Annotated in this window: 14 protein-coding genes; 3 read left to right on the forward strand and 11 right to left on the reverse strand. The window is 39.3% G+C overall.

All coding sequences use genetic code 11. The annotated features are described in order from the left end of the window. Window positions 1-24: 24 nt before the first annotated feature. The 3 genes from ACO1QW_RS17685 to ACO1QW_RS17695 all read left to right on the forward strand — a co-directional run bounded on the left by ACO1QW_RS17685 (window position 25) and on the right by ACO1QW_RS17695 (window position 2,476). The gene (locus ACO1QW_RS17685) at window positions 25-432 is read left to right on the forward strand and encodes a hypothetical protein (protein WP_486260714.1); all 408 of its coding nucleotides are present in this window, start codon (window positions 25-27) and stop codon (window positions 430-432) included. A gap of 72 nt (window positions 433-504) precedes the next feature. Further along, window positions 505-1,692 (forward strand): CHASE2 domain-containing protein, encoded by a 1,188-nt coding sequence (locus ACO1QW_RS17690; RefSeq protein WP_486260715.1) that lies wholly within the window; start codon window positions 505-507, stop codon window positions 1,690-1,692. Beyond that, entirely contained in the window at window positions 1,685-2,476 is a 792-nt protein-coding gene (locus ACO1QW_RS17695) for a hypothetical protein (RefSeq protein WP_486260716.1), read from the forward strand. Before ACO1QW_RS17690 ends, ACO1QW_RS17695 begins: the two co-directional genes overlap by 8 nt. 7 nt (window positions 2,477-2,483) lie before the next feature. Here the strand turns inward: ACO1QW_RS17695 and ACO1QW_RS17700 are convergent, their stop codons facing one another. The 11 genes from ACO1QW_RS17700 to ACO1QW_RS17750 form a co-directional block, all read right to left on the reverse strand. Continuing rightward, entirely contained in the window at window positions 2,484-2,849 is a 366-nt protein-coding gene (locus ACO1QW_RS17700) for a response regulator (RefSeq protein WP_486260804.1), read from the reverse strand. A gap of 122 nt (window positions 2,850-2,971) precedes the next feature. Further along, entirely contained in the window at window positions 2,972-3,601 is a 630-nt protein-coding gene (locus ACO1QW_RS17705) for a response regulator (RefSeq protein WP_182804201.1), read from the reverse strand. A 29-nt stretch (window positions 3,602-3,630) separates the two neighbouring features. Next, complete coding sequence (locus tag ACO1QW_RS17710) at window positions 3,631-6,153, reverse strand: sensor histidine kinase (RefSeq protein WP_486260717.1); 2,523 nt, start codon at window positions 6,151-6,153, stop codon at window positions 3,631-3,633. A 215-nt stretch (window positions 6,154-6,368) separates the two neighbouring features. Then, window positions 6,369-9,383 (reverse strand): PAS domain-containing sensor histidine kinase, encoded by a 3,015-nt coding sequence (locus tag ACO1QW_RS17715; RefSeq protein WP_486260718.1) that lies wholly within the window; start codon window positions 9,381-9,383, stop codon window positions 6,369-6,371. Window positions 9,384-9,999: 616 nt separating this feature from the next. Next, on the reverse strand, window positions 10,000-11,865 hold the full coding sequence (locus tag ACO1QW_RS17720) for a PAS domain S-box protein (protein WP_486260719.1): 1,866 nt from the start codon (window positions 11,863-11,865) through the stop codon (window positions 10,000-10,002). Further along, window positions 11,852-12,304, reverse strand: a complete 453-nt coding sequence (locus tag ACO1QW_RS17725; protein WP_486260720.1) for a response regulator — start codon at window positions 12,302-12,304, stop codon at window positions 11,852-11,854. Before ACO1QW_RS17725 ends, ACO1QW_RS17720 begins: the two co-directional genes overlap by 14 nt. After that, on the reverse strand, window positions 12,301-16,821 hold the full coding sequence (locus ACO1QW_RS17730) for a PAS domain S-box protein (protein ID WP_486260721.1): 4,521 nt from the start codon (window positions 16,819-16,821) through the stop codon (window positions 12,301-12,303). The genes ACO1QW_RS17725 and ACO1QW_RS17730 overlap by 4 nt, the downstream gene beginning before the upstream one ends. A 485-nt stretch (window positions 16,822-17,306) precedes the next feature. Further along, window positions 17,307-17,714 carry a globin domain-containing protein gene (locus tag ACO1QW_RS17735; RefSeq protein WP_486260722.1) on the reverse strand — a complete coding sequence of 136 codons (408 nt, stop codon included), beginning with the start codon at window positions 17,712-17,714 and terminating at the stop codon, window positions 17,307-17,309. A 145-nt stretch (window positions 17,715-17,859) separates the two neighbouring features. Further along, window positions 17,860-18,285 (reverse strand): globin domain-containing protein, encoded by a 426-nt coding sequence (locus ACO1QW_RS17740; protein WP_486260723.1) that lies wholly within the window; start codon window positions 18,283-18,285, stop codon window positions 17,860-17,862. A 23-nt stretch (window positions 18,286-18,308) separates the two neighbouring features. Then, on the reverse strand, window positions 18,309-18,620 hold the full coding sequence (locus ACO1QW_RS17745; protein ID WP_486260724.1) for a hypothetical protein: 312 nt from the start codon (window positions 18,618-18,620) through the stop codon (window positions 18,309-18,311). Between the two features lie 186 nt (window positions 18,621-18,806). After that, a complete protein-coding gene (locus ACO1QW_RS17750) occupies window positions 18,807-19,577 on the reverse strand; it encodes a LytR/AlgR family response regulator transcription factor (protein ID WP_486260725.1) in 771 nt (256 codons plus the stop codon). Window position 19,578: the final 1 nt, after the last annotated feature.

The raw sequence follows: 19,578 nt of genomic DNA on the forward strand, positions 1-19,578 counted from the left end.
CAAATCAAAAAACAATCAAACAGTATGAAAAAGTTAGTGCTTCTTACTATCGCTATCGTAGGTTTAACTGTTGCATTTGGCAACAAAGCAACTGCACAAGCTGCTGCTCCTAAAAAGAAAGTTGCAGTTATTGCACAGGAAGTAAAAGAAAAGAAAGATTTACCTGGCCCTGAAGGTGGTCCACGTGAAAAGAAAACCCGTGGTTACTGCTATGCTTACTTCGATAATTTTACCGGTCACTATGTTGACATTTGGGTAGAAGGTATCTATCAAGGTCGTCTTTCTCCGTATGCTACATCAGTTCGCATTGATGTATGGGTACCGGGCAACTGGACAAAATGGTATGCTGAAACAACCGACAAATCTTTGTATTGGAGCAACAGCAGCTATTGCAACGATAGCCGTGTGTTTACCTTAAACCTTAAGCGTTAATAAGCTTCTTAAATTTGCAAAAGGGTATAAACAATTGTTTATACCCTTCTTTTTTTATACCAACTTCGGCTCATGAAAAAATTCTTTAGTGAATACCTGCTGCTCAACCTTTTTATTCTTGGATGCGTAGCGTTGTTATCGCTGTTCATTCTCAACTTCTCAATATTCGACCCATTCACTGAAGCATTTCGTGATTTCACATTAACCGATTTGTATTACACCAAGGTGCAGGACAAGAATAAAATCTATAACAAAAATCTTGTACTCATCAATGTTGAAAACAAGAACCGCAAAGAGCTTGCTTTTTTATTGCAGCATATTCAGCAAGGCCAACCTAAGGTTGTAGCATTTGATGTAATTTTTGCTGAGCGAAAGAATAATGATGATAGTTTACTGAAGCAAACATTTCAAACCCATAACAATTACGTATTTGGTTATGCCGCCAATTTTGAACAGGAGCAAGCTTCAGTTTACAGCAATAAGTTTTTTACTGAAAGTAAAGGCGGTTATACCAATGTGGCGGGCGAACATGCGGAGTTTTCAACTATCCGGTATTATTATCCATTCAATAAAAACCAGCAAGCATTTACAAGCAGTATTCTTAAGAAATTCGATTCAACTGTTTACCAACGTTTAAAGAAGAAAACAAACCAACAAACCGAAATTCATTATTATGGTAATCTTGCTAATTTCAACTATTTCGATTTTGATGAAGTGATGGCTCAAGAATTTGATGTTACGCAGCTAAAGAATAAAATTGTACTGCTTGGCTATCTTGGCATACCCTCTCAGCGAGCTGATATGCGACTTGATGAAGACAAATTATTTACGCCGCTGAATGCAAGATTATCGGGTCGTAGTTACCCCGATATGTATGGCTTGGTGATACATGCCAATATCCTTCGGATGGCTTTAGAAAAAGATCATATAAAAGTGATCCCGAAATGGGTTACTGGCTTGTTATCGTTCTTTATTATCTGGCTTATTCTGCCCATTATGGGTGGCCTGTTTTTCAAAGGCGATCTTTGGTTTAATTCGGTAGGCACTTTGTTCCAATTGGTCGGCAGCCTGCTTATTGTTTTCCTCACCTTACTCTGCTACACCTATCTCAATATAAAATTCGACCCAGGTTTGCTTCTTGCCTGCTTAGTTTTACTCCCAACTTTCATAAATTTATACGAAGCTTTGCTTAACTTCCTGAAGCATAAAATGAAAATACCTATCACCTCAGCTTTTTTAGTGACGAATAAAAATGACTAAACTATTATTCATACTTTTTTTACTGCAGCAGTCATTTGCGCAAGCAAGCAATGATCAGAAATACCTGCTATACCACGTAAACAAAAATGTACAACGGGTAGAAAACGGGAAAAAAGAAATTGCAAAGCGTGGCATGTTTTTAACGGCGCCGCACACCATCATTGTTCAACCACAAGCCGATGTTATGCTGGTGCGGGGTGATGGCAAATCATTACAATTAAATAAACCCGGCACTTATAGTTTTAAACAAATCATGCAGCTTTTTAGCAAGGGAAACACAAGTTCGGTTTCATCTGCATTCTTTAGCTATGTGTTTGAAAAATTTCTGCAAAGTGAAAACATAGATGAAAAACAAAAAGTAACAGCAGTAGTTTACAGAGGCAGAAAAGCAATGCAGTTACCAGCGGATAGCAGTTTTATCTTTTCCTTCCCTGTTACGCTGCAATGGAAACCCGATCAAAAAAATATTCCTTACAAATTGCATATCCGTCTCAACAGGGACAGTATTGATACCATCATCCGCAACCAAAATACATTTATAGTTACAGAGCAGTTGTTTAAAACCGATAGCAGTGCTGCTCTGCTTGCCTGGCACGCAACACCGTCCGATAGTAAATCGACAACAGTTTCATTTCTTGCAATTGTTCCAGCTTCGGCCGATAAAGAAATAATTGAGCAGCAATTAAAACAATTGCGAACGGCTTACAGCAAGGACCCTGCAATGTTGCGTTTACTTGAAAAAGATTTGTTTGAACGATGGATGGAAGTGTACCAACTCCGCTAACCGGGAGTTAATTAGACTGCGCCAGCATTTCGCTGAGGATAGATGATATTTTCTCAAAATCGGAGCTTTTGTCGAGGAAGTGTTCAGCTCCTAACTCCATACATTTTTTACGGTAGCTTTCAAATGCATGATTGGTGATCATAATCACCCGGCAATCACTGTTATTTTGTTTGATGTAATTAAGAATATCAATACCGCTTTTGCCCGGAAGGTTTATATCGAGCATGGCAATTTGCGGCTGCAGTTCATTTATGAGTGCCGTTGCATCGTCGTAATTTGTAGCTGTATGAAATTTTGCGGCAATAAAATCTTCAGAAAGGATAGAAAGCATCCGTTCTACGTAGCTAATATTATCGTCAACAATAAGAATCACCGATTTCAAGGGCTATTAATTGAACAGCAATTTAGTGAGGTTACAAAGATGGAACTATAGGAGATTTCACCGTACAACTGTAGAGCTTTAAACTACAAGAGGTAGTATAACAACTACATCGCTTAAATCAACTTCTTTTCCAGCGCATACCTTGTGAGATCGGCATTAGATTTCATACCCATTTTTTCGAGTACCCTTGAGCGGTAGGTGCTTACAGTGGTTACACTTAACGCAAACTGGTTAGCAATTTCGCTTACGGCTTTACCACTTGCCAGCATTTTGAAAACGTCAAATTCTCTATCAGAGAGTTTTTCATGGAGTTGATCAGTAGTATCCACTTCAAATGCTTTCGCCAACTTTTCGGCTATGGTGGGTGTAATAAATTTCTTACCGAGTTGTACTGTTTGAATTGCCTTTACAATATCGTCGTGAATAGTTTCCTTACCCAGGTAACCTGCAGCACCGGCTTTCAACACACGCAGTGCATATTGATCCTCTGGATACATACTCATAATAAGCACGGGTAATTTAGGGGCAATTTGCTTAATCTGTGAAAGTGCATCAAGCCCACTACGGCCAGGCATGCTTATATCGCATATCACAACATCCCATTCCTGTTGAATTATCTTATTTACGAGTGTTTCTGCATCACCAGCTTCACCTATTTCTGCCGAAGGATATTCTTCAAGCAATAATAGCCTTAATCCTCTCCTTACTATAGCATGATCGTCAGCAATTAAAATTTTTTTCATAACGACGTTCGTGGGTATTTAGGTTGCAATTAATTTAATGGCACCCTCACTTCCAATTTTGTTCCCTTCAATGGTTCGCTGTTAATAATAAAAACTCCCTGCATCATAGCTGAACGTTCTTTCATCCCCAGCAAACCAAGTGTTTTCTTTCCCGCCACAGCATTCATGTCAAATCCCGAACCATTATCTTCAATACACAAAATAAACTCATTGTTTTGATTTTTCAAATGTATATCTACTTGAGTGGCAGAAGCATGACGAATAATATTTGTTAGCGACTCCTGCAAAATACGGAACAAACCGGTAACATATTCAGGTGGCAAGGCAACAGATTCGGGTTTTGAGAGCTTTACTTTTATGCCCGTGCGTTTTGCAAACTTATCGGCCTCCCATTCAATTGCTGCAATAAGCCCGATATCGTCCAAAAGGCTCGGCCGAAGATCAGTTGCTATACGCCTTACCGAAGAAACTGTTCCGTCGATAATTTCCAGTACTTCATCCATTTTTTCCGGTAAGGGCTCCACAATTCCTGCTTTCACTTTTTTCTTCATCCAGGTAATATCCATTTTCATAACGGTTAACTGCTGGCCAAGCTCATCATGTATTTCACGTGCAATATTGGCTCGTTCATCTTCTCTCACTTTTTGAAGGTAAGCTGTGAGGCGACGTATTTGCTGGTAAGAATCATTGAGATCTTCTTCCGCCTTTTTACGCTCGGTAATATCCCTAATGATGGTGTTTGTCTGTTCCTCGCCTGCAGCTGTTTTAAATTTAACGGAAGTAATCTCTGCCAGAAAAGTAGATCCATCTTTCCTGAAATGCCTCAATTCTCCTTGAGCCTTACCAAACCTGTTCCTCTTTTCAAAAAACTTTGGCCAGTTTGGATCGCTTTCATCAAGTATTGCTTCTCTTCCGCCCTGGCATATTTCTTCTTCTGACATTCCGAATATTTCGGTTGCTGCTTTGTTGGCTGAAAATATTTTTCCCTTACCATCGGTTAGCAAAATACCGTCCATACTGTTTTCGAAAAAGAGACGGTATTTTTCTTCGCTTGCATTTAGTTCCAGCAATGCTTTTTTACGAATAGTGATGTCACGTGTGTAAATTGAAAGTCCGGATGGCGATGGATAAATATTTAGTTCAAACCATTTTTGAAAACGGGCAAGCCATGTTTCGAGATAAATATATTCCCTCGACTTGAATGCTTCTTGAATTGCAGCTTCCACTTCACCTTCTTCGGTTGAAAACAATTCAGCAACAGAAGTATTGTGGAGTTGGGTAGAATCAACATTAAAAAGTAATTCTGCTTTTTTATTAACGTATACAACTTTTTGATCGTTATCAATCCCTATGAACGCATCGGATATACGTTCAAACACATTCCGAAGCTCAGCCGTTTTTTCTTTTACCTGAGCCTCCAGTTGCTGATTAAAAATTTGTAACTGTCTTTCCAGTTGCTTCCGCTCCGAAATATCTTTGTGCACAGCAACATAACCAGTAATATCCTGGTCGGTATTTCTCAATACTGAAACAGAAGCCTGCACGTAAACAGGTTGTTGTTCTTTGCTGAAAAATAAATACTCAGCGTTATAATATCCCCTCCTGTTTAAGTCTTCCATCAAACTACGTGACACTTCCGGTTCGAGCTGACTCTTCAATATATCACGTAAAGGTTTGCCTATGACTTCTTCAGTTTTGAAACCATAAATTTCTTCAGCACCCTTATTCCAGCTCACAATATTAAGAGAGGGATCGGTTGAGAGGATCGCATCACTCGTTTGCTCAACGAGGTTGGCGAGGTAATTTTTTTCCTGGATAATTTCTTCCTGTTTCTGTTCACGCTTGTTAAGCAACAATGTATTTACCCAAATAAATGAAAGGAAAACAAGAATCATACTGGTAACAAAAAGAGCAGATCCAAATTCAAAATTATATAAACCCGATTGTTGCCCCCAGATACGTAACAACCCTATCATTACAGGCAAAACAAAAGCAGGTAAAAACAAACGCCAGGCAATATAACTGCCGCTGTACTTGCTTGTAAGCTGTTCCATAAGTCCCCTGGCGGGTGATGCAAACATCAATGCCAATGAAAAAAGGACAAAACAAATACCGGTGTAAATCGACATGGGCTGGTAATGCCGTATTTCATAAAACTCCTGTGCGCCAAAAATGTACCCAAGAATTGTAAACACGGAGATCATCAATACTAAAACACCTGCTATTTGAGAGATGAATACGAATACATGTTTCGACCTTCGAAAGCAAAGAATAGAAGTAACCAATAAACCAAAACATAGGGCGGTATTGATTGCCATATTACTGCCCTGGCCAGGATGTGCCCCTGTATTTTTATCTTGCGCCAAAATCCGTTCTTCTATAGCAAATTGCCAACCTTCAGCCGTGCCAATAAGTTTTAAGGCGACAGTTATAAAAATGATTCCGGCAATAATATCTGCTAACAATTTCTTTTTTGCCTCTTGTTTGAAATTCAATTTAAGTCGAACTGCTATCACCAATGTTATAAAACAAACTGCGGTAACTGGGTTCATAGCTACCAATTCTTGTACAGGACTCTTTAACAACTGAATAGAAAATACCCAGCCAGCCAATGAAAGCAGGGCGATAAGTAAAATAATCGCAAGCAAAATAAAGGACCTGCTTCTCAGCCTGTGCTGTAGATCAAGGTCCGGACTAAACCCATTCATTGGTCTTTCTATTTTTCGTTTTTACCTCCATTATACTTCCTCAATTGTATATTATTTCATCAATAGTCATAAGCTTCATCTTGCGTAACAGGTACATGCACTTCCACTTTCATTCCTTTGCCCGGGTTACGTTTTATTCTAAAAGTACCCCCCATCATTACAGTACGTTCCTGCATGCCTAAAACGCCTAATGTTTTCTTTCGTCCAACACTGGTTACATCAAACCCTTTTCCATTGTCGGAAATTGTCATGGTTACTACTTTATCTTCCACAAATAATTCCACCATTACCTCTGTTGCTTCTGAATGGCGGGCAATGTTGGTAATACTTTCCTGGTAAATTCTGAAGAGACCGGTAGCTGTTGTTTTTGGAATTGCCACTGCCGATTCGAGTGTGAAGAATTCTGTTTTTATACCTGAACGTTTACCAAATTCTGCAAGGTGCCATTCCAGGGCCGCAGCCAAACCAAGATCATCGAGCAAAACCGGCCGCAGATCTGATGAAATACGACGAACAGTGTTTACTGTGTCATTCAACATCTGAACAATTTCCGTTGCCTTATCATTTAACTGTTGACTTTCGAGCTGTTTGATTTTTTTTGTTAACCACGATACATCCATTTTTAACACGGTTAACTGCTGGCCAAGTTCATCATGAATTTCACGGGCAATATGAGTGCGCTCTTCTTCCCTTGCATTCTGCAAATGCGAGGTAAGTTTTCGAATGGCTTTGTAAGAACTATTTAATTCGTTTTCTGCTTTTTTACGTTCGGTGATATCACGAATAAATGCCAGGAATCGTCCATCAGATAAAAACTTAGCATTGATCTCAATATCTACAATCGTTCCATCTTTTCGTTTCAGTTTGCGTTCACTTCTGGCTCCCAGCTCATTTTTCATCTCTTCAAACCTGAAGGGGTTTATTTTCAGTTCATCAGGATCGGCCAAATCATAAATAGTTAGCGTTGATAGTTCTTCTTCAGTGTACTGTGATAATTTTAAACCTGCTGAATTAACGATCATAAACTTTCCTGTGTGGTCGGCAATAAAAATACCATCGGTTGCCTGTTCAACAAGTGTGCGGTATTTTTCTTCACTCTGTAATAAAGCATCTTCTGCAGTTTTGCGTTCCGTAATATCCATCATACTACCCATCATGCGCACAGGTTTACCATCGGCATTGCGAACAATGTAGGTACGATCGTAAATAGTTATTATTTCACCTGAAGGTTTTATGAACCGGTACTCTACGATCCATGTTTTATCGGTCGAGGCTAAAACATCGTCTAAATTTTTTACGACCCAATCTCTGTCATCGGGATGCAGATGCTCTTTCCATTTTTCAAAATCGGGAATCTCGCTCTCTAATGTAAGTCCATATAATTTTTGATGCATCTCATTTCCCCACGAAAAACCTGTTTCAAGATTTGTTTCCCAAACAGCATCGTTGGTGGTATTTGCAATCAGTTCAAACCGCTGGTTTGAATGAAATATTTTTTCTTCAGCCAATCTACGTTCAGTTATATCCATCATGCTACCCGTCATGAGGATGGGCACATTTTGTTCATTGCGGGTGATGTAGCATCGGTCGAAAATGTATTTGTATTCACTACCGTTGCCTGTACGAAAACGGTATTCGGAGATAAACACGTTTGTGTCAGAAGCCAACGCATCATCCTGCATTTTCAGAATGGTATAGCGGTCTTCGGGATGGATGCGGGAAACCCAATCTGCTTTTTCGGGCACCGAATCCTGCAGTGTTAATCCATATAATTGCTGATGCATTTCGTTGCACCAAAGGCTGTTTGTTTCGAGGTCCCATTCCCACACAGCATCGTTTGTAGTGCTGGTGATACGTTGAAACCTGCTGCTTGATCGTTGTAATTCTTTTTCGGCATTGATGCGCTCGGTAACGTCACGAACATACGTGCACAGGAAATAATCATCACCGTTTTTTATTTCCCTGATCAATAACTCGGCAATAAACTCATCGCCATTGGAACGCACAGCCGGCAGAATCATAACTTTATTGATCATATGACTTGTGCCGGTGGATTGATATTCACTAAACCCTTTCTGATGCTTACTGTAGTAACGTTGATGAATAACAAGCGAAGAAAGTTTTTTGCCGATTGCTTCTTCTTGTTTCCATCCAAAAATTTCTTCTGCCTGTGGGTTCCAGGTAAAGATCACCTCATTTTTATCGATGCAAATTATGGCGTCGAGTGCCGAATCCATAATAAGTTTGCGAATATCTTCACTTCGGCGAAGCTGTTCTTCTTTTTGTTTTCGTAAAGTAATATCACGGGTAACACCTAATGCATGAATAATTTTTCCTTCCGCATTTTTGTAGGGAACAATGTTTGATTCGCACCAACGCTTAGTTCCTTTTTTAGTGATCATTTCAAATTCAATCGAACCTGCTTTTCCGTCAAACGCCTCCCTTATTACTGCAGCTGCGTTCTCTTTAAACGTATCGGCTACAAAGTCAAGAACTGATTTTTCTTTTACTTCTTCAAAAACGCCGATCTCCAACATTTCCAAACCAGCTTTATTAATTTCAATCAACTCCCCATCTCTCCGCATCAGCTTTATACATTCGGGATCGGTATTAAGAATAGTACGTAAACGATTTTCACTTTCAATAAGCGCCAGTTCGTTTTTCTTACGTTCAATACTATATTGAATGCTGCGGGTAAGCGTTGCGTCATCAAACTCGCCTTTAACAAGGTAATCCTGTGCGCCTCTTTGTAAAGCATCCAATGCCAACTGCAAATCATTTAGGCCACTGATGATAATAATGGGAGACGCAGGGAATAGCTGGTTGATCTCTGCTAAAGCAGGTAATCCGTAACTATCAGGCATTACAAGATCAAGAAAAATAAGCGAAGGCGAAATGCCTGCGGCTTTTTCACGAACTTGGTGAAAGTTTGATACGTTAATGATCTCGCCGGTTTTTATACCGCCGGATTCAAGTGCTTCTTTAATTAAAAAGAAGTCTCCTTCATTATCTTCTATGACTAATATGGATTGAACCATTTGCATAACCTCAACATTCTTGACAATTCCGTTCATTATGGTTTAGCAATAAATTGTTGTGTTAATTCAGGTGATGAAGGCTTTGGATAACTTTTTGGGCTAAAGGAGCAACCGCAAAACCTTTGGTTTTTGTATCGAAATGATGAACATAGGAGGATGGTTTAAGCCTACGCAAGATTGATGTTTTTTCTGTTATTTTCCATGCAGTTCTTTATTACAAAATAGCAATTTTCTTTCCCTTCTCTGTGTTTTGTTTTAAAATTAGCAGAAACACATCGAAAGTTTCTCATTTCGTAATGGTTTACACTAAGCTTTATTAGAAACATTGTTTTTGCCTGAGCAAAACACTTGACGAAAAATTCATCTATGTAGATTTTCAACTACACATTTTCCGCAATGCCAATGACCTTAAGATGAGCAGGCATTCTATTGTTACAGGCGTTCGAAATTTGTCTCTTTGTAGTGTTGAAGCAATTGTAAAAAAGATCATTGAGAAACCTGTATTATAAGCAACGGGCGAAAGAAATTTTTTCCAACGCCTCTGAAACCACGATAATCCAACCTATGGCGACCGAAAATTCGATGATGATAAGATGATGATTGATGATGATCCGTATCCTGAAAACCAAAATTCCTGTTGCAAGGAAAACGATTAAGCCCGGCTTTTGCTACTAGCAGCAGCCGGGTTTTTCATTTGGCATGCCAGTTTAAATTCTACTTGCAATTCACAACCCTGTCCCGGAGAAGTAATCATCTTTACTTCTCCATTTTGCAAAGCTGCTCGTGTGCGTATGTTCATTAAACCTACACCCTGCGTTTTTTGTTCCGGATCGAAACCAACACCGTTATCTTTTACACGCAACACAATTTTATGATCTTCCTGCAACAATTGAATTTCGAGTGTTGATGCCTTTGCATACTTGAGAATATTATTTACCTGCTCCTGCAAAATGCGGTAAATGGCAAGTTTTAATGGCTCCGACATGAGGCTTTTATCAATAATGGAAACTTCTTTTGAAACAATAATGCCACTGCCTTCCTGCACAATATTGATAAGTGTGTTAATTGATTTTTCAAGATCAGCATCCTGCATAGCCGGTGGAATTAATGCATGCGAAAGATGACGAATTTCCTGTATGGCATCATGTATCAGCACATCCGATTCATCAATAAACGCTTTATAATCCCAGCCTCTTTCTTTTACTAAACCGAGATACAGTCTTGAGCTTGCAAGAATCTGGTTTACGTTATCGTGCAGTTCACGGCCAATTTCTTCTCTCTCCTTTTCCTGCGCCACAATAACAGCTCTTGTTATTTCGTATTCCATATTTTGCCTTTCTTCTTCCAGCTTACGCTCCAGTTTAATTTTTTCAGTTACGTTTGAAGCAATGGCCATAATTGCAGAGCGATTATTGTATTGAATCTTATTTGAAATGATCTGCATATACATTTCATCGCCTTGTTTATTGATATGCTTCCACAACCTGCTTACAGAAGTAAACGAATCTTTCTTTGCATCGTTGGCAAAATAAGTAAAACTTAAATGATCTTCAGTGCGCCGGATGTTCTGCATCGTCATTCCTAAAAACTCTTTCCTGCTGTAACCGTAATTATCGCAGGCAGTTTGATTTACTTCCACAATGTTTAAACTATCAAGATCCCATATAAATACACTGGCCGGAATATTATTAAAGAACAGGCGGTATTTCTCTTCCGATTCTTTTAACTGCTCTTCAGCAAGTTTGCGTTCAGTAATATCCTGCAACGAACCGATCAAACGGGTAACGTTGCCTTGCTCATTTCTTACAGCATAGCCTTTATCTAACACATGAATATAAACGCCATCTCCACGTAAGAAACGATACTGCTCTTCAAAATGAGTTGCCGTTTTATCTTTTTCAAGACCGCTGAGAATTTTATGCTTTAGATCGCCTTCGTCGGGATGAATACGTGAAGCCCAGAAATCGTTTCCTTCATTTCTCAATTCAGCAGGTAGCTGCAGAATTTTCACAAACTGTTCTTCATTGCGATATACTTTATCGTTCGGCACATCCCAATCCCATACAAGATCATTTGTTGCTTTACTTACCAGTTGATAACGCTCATTGCTATATCGTAATTGGAGTAAAGTTTTCTTCCGCTCTATACTGTACAAAATTGTTTTTTCCAGCAGCTTCTCATTAAACTCACCTTTCATCAGAAAATCCTGGGCGCCCAAGGCAATTGCTTCTATCGCTGTTTTGGCATCATTCATACCAGAAAGAATCACCACAGGAATATTCTGAGCATGCTTATTAATTTGTAGAAAAGTGTCGATGCCATTAAAATCGGGCAAAGAAAGATCGAGCAACACGATATCAATATTCTTTTGTTGCAACAGCGACACTGCAACTTGCACGTTCATTGCCTTTTCAATGGCTACAATATGCAATGATGTGTCTTGCAGCAGTTCTTCGATAAGAAACTGATCACCCGGGTTATCATCCACAATCAACACATGCAAATCACTGTACTTCATAAACTCCCTTTTTAAAATTGTTCATCCAAAAATTCTGGATGTTACGAATGGCATCAAAATAGCCGCCCAAATCAACCGGCTTTTGTAAATAGTAATCAGCTTTTAACATTCTTATTTCTTCCACTTCGCTTTCCCTGCAAGACGATGAAAACACAACAACCGGTAAGTGCTTTAATACATCGCAGGACTTTATACATTTCAATACTTCCTTACCATCTATTTTAGGAAGGTTTATGTCGAGTATAATAAGATCAGGTGCTGAAACATGATTGTAGGGTTGCTCACGTTTCAAGTAACGTAATGCTTCATCGCCATCTTTTAATGTAACAATGCTGTTCTTTAGTTTCCAGCTAATGAATGCTTCTCTCGTAAGCAAATCATCGCCCTGGTTATCTTCAATCAATAATACCTGTACTTCTTTCATAAGTTGCTCTTTCATTGTTCGGAAACCAGGTGTTTCTTAATTGTAAAGAAAAATGTACTTCCTTCTCCGGGCACCGACTCCGCATAAATCTTTCCTCCATGCCTGTCGATGATTTTTTTACATATCGCCAGGCCAATACCCGTTCCCGAGTATTCACTCCGGTTGTGCAGGCGCTGGAAAATCACAAATATTTTATCTGCAAATCGTTCATCAAAACCAATTCCATTATCCTTAACTGAAAATAACCATTCATCTTCTTTGTCTACAGCATCAATTTCAATTAAAGGTTGTTTGTCGCCTGAATACTTTAATGCGTTGCCGATCACATTCTGAAACAACTGTATCATCTGGGTTTTATCGGCCATGGATAATAAAGGCAATGAAGATGTTTTTATTACAGCCTGCTTTTCTTCGATTCGCAAACTCAGGTTCTGCAACACATCCTTTATGACAAAGTCAATATGAACCTGTTCAAGTTTTTGGCGGCTTGTACTTACACGGGAATAGTTAAGCAGGTCATTGATAAGATATTTCATACGCAGCGATCCATCAACTGCATAACGGATATAGTCACGGCCTTTTTCGTCAATAGATCCCTGGTATCGCTTTTCGAGTAACTGCAAAAAACTACTGATCATCCGCAATGGCTCCTGCAGATCATGGGAAGCCACATATGCAAATCGCTCAAGTTCAGTATTTGAAATTTGTAATTGCGCTGCACGTTGTTCAAGTTGATCGTAAAGATCTTTCAAACGTAACTCCGATATTTTTTGTTCCGTAATGTCTTTTACTGAACCAACAAGCCGCACACAATTACCTTCTTTATCTAAAATAGGCGTAACAGTTACTACACCTGTTTTAGTGCCGGTTGGGTAAGTAGTTTCTTCCTGCCAAACAACTGCTTTTCCAAGCTTGATTGCTTCTTTATATTTTCTAGCCACCAATGAATAGGAAGGCTCAGGAATAACTTTGTGTACCGGTTGTCCAAACACATCTTTTTGTTGGAGACCCACAGCGCTTAAACCAGCATTATTCATGGAAATGAAACGAAAATCTTCGCCGTTGTTTTCAACACCTATTAAAAAAATAATGCCGGCAGTGGTGTTGTAAATAAGATTTAACTGCTCTTCATTTACTTTAAGAATTTCTGCCGCAAGCTTTGCTTCAGTGATATCCTGGATAGTACCTTCAACAAAAATCGGCTCTTGGGCATCATTATAAATCACCGAACCTTTTTGCAAAACAAATCTTACCTGTTTATCGGGCATAATAATCCGGTGCTCATGTTGCAACGGTGCGCCTTTTAATACCTTAGTTTGCTGGTTCAGGAATTCAGCCCGATCATCGGGATGAACACGATCGAAAAAAGAATTAAAGTTTGATTTGAACGCATCTTCCTCTACACCGAAAATAGTATACACTTCTTTTGACCAGAATAACACGTCCTTCTTAAGATCATGCGACCAATAACCCAACTTGGCAATTTGTTGTGCCATTTCCAACTTGTTGTTGACCGCCAATAATTTTTGTTGATGGGTTTTACTCTCAGTAATATTTCTTTCACGACATGCAACACCAATAACCTCTTCATTATTTACAATGGGGTTAAAGCTGATCTCATCCCATCGGCTTTCCTGGTTAGCTGTGGCAGGAAAGTGCAACTCAACGGTGAATGATTCTCCATTTAATGCCCTGATATATAAATTTTTCCAGTACTGGATCACATCGTTTGTGAAGATATTTTCATCCAGTACGCTATCACCCGCATTAAGCCGCACATCATAATTCGTTTTCAACGATTGATTAAAAGCCTCATTCGCTGCTATTAATTTATACTCCCTGTTCACACTCCAAATCAAATCAAATGTAGAATTGATGAGTGCTTCCTTATCTAGACGATCGAATTCTTTCTGCTGCTCCGCAAGTTTACGTTCGGTAACGTCGTACGATACGCCGATGATGCCTTGCACATTTCCATCGTTATCATAAACAGGAGAGTTCATGGAGAACGATGTAAACACTTCATTCTGTTTATTTCTTACAAGAAAATCTCCCGACCAGCTTTTGCCTGCCGCCACCAAATGAAATACCTCACCTGCCAAAGCCACATAATGCGGATCGTTTGTTGTAATGATAGAAAGCTTGTTACCAATGGCTTCCTGTTTTGTGTAACCGTATAATTTTTCAGCAAAATGATTCCAGTAAGTGATAGTACCTGTTAAATCCGACGCTATTACCGCTTGCTCAACATTATCCAATAAGTTGGCCTGGAATTTTATATACTCTCTTGCTTCCACTTCACTGGTAATATCCCAGCTAATTCCCACAACACCGATAAGCCTGTTATTTGCGTCAAGCAAAGGAGAATTCTGCACCTGCACTTTAATTGGATCGTTATCCCTGGGCTTTACAACAAACTCTCCCCTCCAACTTTCGCCGGCAACAAGTTGCTCCATCAGGCTTGTTGCCTGTGCGTGCGAAATATCATTAGTTAAAACGTTCTGGAATTTTTTTCCAATTACTTCATTTCGTTGCCAGCCATATAACTGCTCGGCAAAATTATTCCAGTAAATAATTGTGCCGTCGTTATTAGTAACAATAACAGATTGCTGAATGGTACTTAACAGGTTCGATTGAAACTCCAACTCATCTTCATACAATTTTTCAAGTGTAATATCTTTTAAGATGCCATACACGCCTGTTATTTCATTTGAAATAATGATGGGCATTAAACTTACCGCCACAGTTTTTAGTTTCCCGGTAGAAGTTGAAATAGTTGTTTGAAATCTTTGTGATACTCCTTTTACTACTTCTTTAAAATAGTTCCGGATCACCTCTGCTTCACTTTCGCTGAAATACTGATCGAAACGTTCGGTCATCAGTTTTTCACGTGTTGATTCGGCTATTAACATCCCCGCATCATTCACACTAACGAAATTTCCCTGCAGATCAAATGAAACCACTGCATCGGGATTTTGATCAAACAACGATTTATACTCTTGCTGACGAATGGCAAGTTCACGTTCCATGATCTTTTGATCAGTTACATCATGAAAAACACCGGTTATGCGAATTGCTTTCCCCTCTTTATCTAAAATTATTTTTGCTTTTGTATTGATGTAGCGAATGCTTCCATCAGCACGAACAAACCGGGTATCTGTTTCGTAATTCTTTTTATCAACAATGGCTTTTTGTAAGCTGCTGGTAAATGAAGAGAGATCATCGGGATGAACAAATGACCAACCCCGCTCAACAGTTAGGTTAAATGCTTTGGGCTGGTGGCCACAGATACGAAATACTTCATCGGACCAATACAGTTGATTGGTTACAATATCCAGGTCCCAGCTTCCAACATGTGCAATTGATTCCGCCTGCTGCAGCAAATGCTGGCTCTGCGTAATATCATTCAACACCTTTTCTTCAATAGTGATATCTCTCACTGTTATCATAAAGCTTTTGCAGCTTCCATCTGAATCGGTTACAGGTGAAAAAGAAAATTGATAATGTTCAATACCCAGCCCCCTGTCAACTATATGTTTGTACCGGATGATTTCACCCGCCAATACTTTTTCATATACTGCTACAAGATGTGCATGCCTTTCCGGCTCTGCAAGCGATAGTAAGCTATCGCCCAAATTCAACTGTTTTCCTAATATTGATTTAGCTCTTTCTCTTGTTGCTTTATTATAATTAATAATGTTATAATCTTTATCAATAACCATGAACATCTCTTCTGTGTTGTTCAGGATTAATGCCATTTGCTGTTGCGAAAGAAGAAGTTGTTGCTCCTGTTCTTTCCGAACGGTAATATCGTGCGCCAAAGTGCTGGTTGCTTCTTCGCCATTTACTCCTTTGTACTTAATTGAGGAAAATTCGAAAGGAAAACGATCGCCATTTTTTCTGACACCCACCAGTTCACCTGTTGAAAAGCCGTTATCATTACGCTCTTTTAACTTTTGCTCCAATCTCACATCTGTTCCATCGATAATTGCATTTCGGCCAATAGAACAAAATTCGTCTGCAGTGTAGCCAAACATTTTTTCTGCAGCATCATTAACCTCCATTATGGTTCCATCGGGCTTCGTTAGAAAAAAAGCATGGATCGAGTTCTGTATAACCGAACGGTATTTCAGAATTGTATTCTCTGCTTCATCCAGCTTCTGCTTTTCCCGGGAAATATCAGTAAACGATGCCAGGAGTAAATGATCGCCCGTTTCATCGGTGAAAGAATCAAAATGAATGCTAAGCTCAATCAACGATCCTTGCTTCGTTTTTCCAATTGACAAGCTGTTTTTAATAGGCAATCCTTTTAAAACAGCTTGTTGAATGGCATGAACCTCATCTTGAATTGAATCGGGGAAAATTAAGTAAAGTGGTTGGTTGTTAAGTTCAGCAGATCGATAGCCGAACATGTTGCAAAGCTTTTCATTTACTTCAAGAAAAAAACCTTGCCCGTCAATAATAGCCAGGCCCACCGGCGAGCTATTAAACACGGTTTTGAAGAACACAGGATTATTGGATCGACTACTCATTGATGGCTTCGGGTTCTAATTACTTATAAAAACACAAGGTTTCGTTGTACTTCATCATTCAGGAAAAAAGTGAGGCACAAAAAAATCTGCTTTCTGCTCAGCGATAAACCGAAAGACATATCAAACTTCAATACAGCGAAAGAAAAAGATATTCGTTTCCAGAAGCACGCTCTTACAGCACAGATCTTAGCAGGATGAAAATGATGGGAGGTTAAGAAACGGCATCAGTTTAACCATAGGATCTATGCTATTGCAAAAAAAATGTGGATTTTGGGTTCTCATTTTCCTGGCTAAAATGCTTCGGAAAAAGCTGATTTCGTACTTGACAATCGTCTTTTTCCTGCAGGTACAACGAGGGTACAAATATGAATAGAAACACTTAGCTATAATATAGTCTGCTTGCTCTATTGCTTGTAGTACCCCTACTACACTTCTTGAACGCAAAGCGGGCTGCCGACAAAACGAAATATGTAAGCCTTGAATTACTAAGCCGATGCGGTTATCATGGCATTAGATAAAGTGGCATAACATTTTGACCAGGCTGTCTTTACTTCAGGAGTAAAATCGCTTCCCAGCCCTTGCTCTAATGTCCAGAGAAGTGCTTCGCCTACTTTTTGATATTGAGCTGGCTTAACGCCGTATGATACATGCCGACGACCCATAGCAGCAATTTCACCGGACAGATCTTCAAGATGGTCGAGCCTTGCCACCACCGTGCTTAGCATATCAATGATTTTTTGATACTGCTGGTTCATGTCTTTCGGGAACATCTTGCGTATTGCCGGATTGTCAAGAAATAACTTAGAGTAGAAAGTATCGCCAACTACTGCGGGATCTATTTCCCTGAAAAGTTTCCACGTACGTTTAATTAATATAATTTCCTCCTTTGTCATCGCTATTCATTTTCTCAACCGTAAAATTGAAGCAAAGAAAAAAGCTGGCAAAAAATATATAGCCGAAGTGTAGTAAAAACAAATTGAAGTGTAAAAGCCCCGCATACAAGCGGGGCTTATTAAACCTTATATCCAGGAGAAGCAACTATGCACGTTCGGGTGCTTCAGCCGTAGCCTGCAGCATGGCAGAAGAAAGCAAATGATAACAGTTAGCCCAGGCTTCTTTTAGCTCGATCGTCCACAAGGAAACAAGAGCCCGTTCAAGCGTCCATAACAATGCAGCGCCTACAACCTCGTAGTGTTCTTCACGCACGCCGTATTTCACATGACGTCTTGCTAACTGTTTTACGTCTTCCAAAATAGTATCCAGCTTATCCAGCTTGTTGATGACGTAACCGATCATAGCCATTAGTTTTTTCGATTGAACAGGAATTGATTCACTGAACATGGGTTTTAAATAAGGCGCCAACTCAAACAGGCGTTTATAAAAAATACCTCCTGCCACTACTGGATCAATACGGTCGACCACCGACCAGGAATACTTTACAAGGTGAATTTCGTTAGCTGTCATTGTTATTTATTTTAATGTGATGATTAAACTATTAATATTCTTGAGAGATCATCAGGACAACACTTGATATGTATCGTATCGCCGATGAGTGGTTTTTGTTCCTTACTTAACAAAGTTTGCGTGTGCCTGTAGGTTACAACTCCTTTAACTCTTAACATCATCCACATCCTTAGTTGAACATACCCGGGCAACTGATCCTTTTCCTCCACCATATCAAGAATATATGCAGTTGCAGAAACACCGGTTCGCAACAAAAACCTTTGCCATTGCAACTGCTCATAAACCAAGCGCCTGTTGTTTTTTTGAATGAGCCTGTTGAACCAGTGTAGCAACATATCCTGCAATTTGTACTGCAAATATTGAACTGATAATCGCCGGTTAAAAATTTAATAGCGTGAAGCGTATGAATTTTGAAATGAAGTGTACAAGCAATATAATTATACACATGAGGAATGCACTGTGAATTGAAACTATTACCGCTAAAACTAAAAAGCACTTTCCGTGGAAAGTGCTTTTTAGTTTTAGCGGTCGAGCCATTTTTTAAACTCCGGGCTTTTTAACCGGCTCATATCAATCTCGAGTTTATGATTCGGTTCTTTTAGCTTAATGATAAGTTTTGAATTCTCAACCGGCTTTACCGATTGTATTGCTCCAATATTGATAATGAATTGACGATTGGCTCTGTAAAACAAACGGGGATCAAGCAACTCTTCCACCTCTTCAAGCGTTACATAATCAATAATGTATTTTTCGCCGTTAAACAGGTAAATGTAATTCAGCACTTCTTTAGAAAAGCAGGCAATATCACTGGCATTAATGGGCATCCATTGATTACGCACGTTTACAATAAAACGCTCTTTATATTTTGATGCAGAAGCAGGATTACCAATTGACTGAAGAAGTGCAGCAAAATCGGCAGGTGGTTTTTCATTGTTTTTCTGAATCTTCCTGCATTTTTCAATAGCATCGGCCAGTTCCTTTTCCTTTACAGGCTTTAGCAAATAATCTACACTGTTTACTTTAAATGCACGAATGGCATATTCATCATAAGCAGTTGTGAAGATGACAGGGCATGTAAGATTAAAATCGTTGAAAATATCGAAGCTTACGCCATCGCTCAACTGTATATCCATAAACAAAAGATCGGGTTCTGCATTTTCACCCAGCCATTTACGTGCTGTTTTTAAACTGGAAAGCACATGCGTTACTTCTACGTCAGGAGCCACTTTTTTTATTTTATTCTCCAATACGTTAGCGATGATCTCTTCGTCTTCAATGATTACTGCTTTCATA

Source organism: Lacibacter sp., assembly GCF_057361365.1.